The sequence below is a fragment of the Streptomyces sp. NPDC089915 genome, assembly GCF_040684675.1.
Lineage (GTDB): Bacteria > Actinomycetota > Actinomycetes > Streptomycetales > Streptomycetaceae > Streptomyces.
This window is the reverse complement of the sequence record NZ_JBFBGN010000405.1, coordinates 1-1,189: the sequence shown is the minus strand read 5'-3', so window position 1 is coordinate 1,189 and position 1,189 is coordinate 1. Positions and strand designations below refer to the sequence as shown.

Sequence of the window (1,189 nt, the reverse complement as noted above, 5' to 3'; positions counted from 1 at the left end):
GACACCGGTGGCCGAGAGCGTGGCCGGGCATGCCCGGTACACGTACCGGCTGCGCGTGTCGTCCACCGCGCTGGCCCGGCTCGAAGCCGAGTGGGCGCGGTGTCGGTGGGTGTGGAACGAGTGCGTGGCGATGTCCCGGAAGGTCCATGCCGCGAACAAGACCGCCGAGGACAAGGTGACGTGCGGGCCGGCGCAGCTGGACAAGATGCTGACCGAGGCCCGTCGCTCGGTGGCCTGGCTGCGCGAGGGTGCTTCGGTTCCTCAGCAGCAGATCATCCGCGACTTCGCGAAGTCGCGCGCCAAGGCGCTGAAGGACATCAAGGCGAAGCTGCCGGTGCCGCGGCGGGCCGGGATGCCCCGCGTCAAGCGCAAGCGGGATGCGCTGCCGACGCTGAACTACACCGTGCGCGGGTTTCGGCTGCGGGAGGGCCGGCTGCATCTGGCGGGTGGGATCGTTGTGAGGGTGGTGTGGTCGCGTGACCTGCCGTCCGTGCCGTCGTCGGTGCGCGTGTACCGCGACAGCCTCGGACATTGGTACGCCTCGTTCGTCGTCGCCACCGAGACCGTGTCTCTCCCGGCCACCGGCCGGAACATAGGCATCGACTGGGGCGTCAAGGAGACCGCGACGACCACCTCCGACGCCCACGACCTGGCTCATGCCCAGCACGGCAGGGCCGCCGCGGGGAAGCTCGCGAAGTACCAGCGGATGATGGCCCGCCGCAAGACGCCGAAGAACCGGCCCGACACCGCCGGGTACAGGGAGGCCCGCCGGGCGGCGGCGAAGGTGTCGAAGAAGATCGCCCGTCAGCGGCAGGACACCGCCCGCAAGTGGGCCAAGACCGTGGTCCGCGACTTCGACCACCTCGCGGTGGAGGACTTCCGCCCGCGCTTCCTGGCAAAGTCCACGATGGCCCGCAAGGCGGCTGACGCCGCGATCGGCGTGGCAAAGGCCGTCCTGATCGAGCAGGCCCGCAAGCACGGGCGCACGATCCACCTCGTCCATCCCGCGCACACCACCATGGACTGCGCGCACTGCGGAGCGAGAGCCAAGCACCGCCTGCCTCTTTCCGAGAGAACGTACACGTGCACCGCGTGCGAAACCGTGTCCACCAGGGACAAGAACTCCGCCCGCGTGATGCTCGTCCGGGCTGGTCTCAACCCGGCTAGTGCTGATCTTGTAAGCCCTGCC

The 1,189-nt window shown here is 69.5% G+C and carries 1 protein-coding gene; it reads left to right on the top strand.

Annotation, left to right across the window (positions count from 1 at the left end; genetic code table 11):
- Nucleotides 1-7: 7 nt before the first annotated feature.
- Nucleotides 8-1,189, top strand: a 1,182-nt coding sequence (locus AB0O29_RS36195) for a transposase (RefSeq protein ID WP_365160779.1), incomplete at its 3' end; no start/stop codon positions are given.